Source organism: Acetobacter indonesiensis, assembly GCF_000963945.1.
Classification (GTDB): Bacteria; Pseudomonadota; Alphaproteobacteria; order Acetobacterales; family Acetobacteraceae; genus Acetobacter; species Acetobacter indonesiensis.
In genome coordinates this window covers 1-731 of the sequence record NZ_BAMW01000013.1, presented here as the reverse complement: position 1 = coordinate 731, position 731 = coordinate 1, and the positions used below count along the sequence as shown (strand labels likewise).

The window sequence follows — 731 nt, the reverse complement described above, 5'->3', positions numbered from 1 at the left end:
AGACAGAATGGCCCCCTGCGTATTGGTCAACGCACCATCGACAGCCAGCGTGAGGCCCGTGGTGCCTTCCATCAGCCCGGTATTGATGACTGCACCATGGGTCTGAACGGTAAGGTTTCCTCCCGCCATCAGCGCACCGGCATTGGTAATGCCACTTGCCCGGACCGTGGCATTCCCACCGGCAATGACCCCACTTCCAGCCTGAACCTCATATGTCCCGCTCAACTGGACCGAGGCATTCCGTCCGGCAGAAAACAGCATGGCGGCAGATTGACCCTGTGCTGTCGTAAACGCCAGATCACGCCCGGCAGACAGACTGGATGCGCCGGTCAGACTGTCTGTGGTCAGAGTCAGATCCTGTGCCGCCTGCAAGGTGCCCGCATTATCCACGACGGAGTGCAGAGCGGACCCGTCTGCCCCGCCCGTCAGCGTCAGGTTGCCACCCTGTGTCAGGATAGTGCCAGACCTGTTCTCAACCGTTGTGGCATAGACCGTCAGATCTGTGCCTGCCTGCAAGGCCCCCGACGTATTGATGACCTCGCCCGCCCCGGCACCGTCAGCCGTCCGCTCAAGCATCAGCGCTCCGTGATCAGAAATCACCTTGCCGGCTGCATTGTTCAGAGAAGACGTCAGCAGCGTCACATCGCCAGCGGCCTCAATCAGACCGTTATCGTTTGCAATCCCCTGTGCCGTCAGCGCCACCTGCCCCGCACTGGCAACCAGACGGCCAG

1 protein-coding gene is annotated in these 731 nt (G+C 61.3%); it reads right to left on the bottom strand.

What is annotated here, in order from left to right; translation table 11 throughout:
• Positions 1 to 731, bottom strand: a 731-nt coding sequence (locus Abin_RS04845) for a hypothetical protein (protein WP_048845239.1), incomplete at both ends; no start/stop codon positions are given.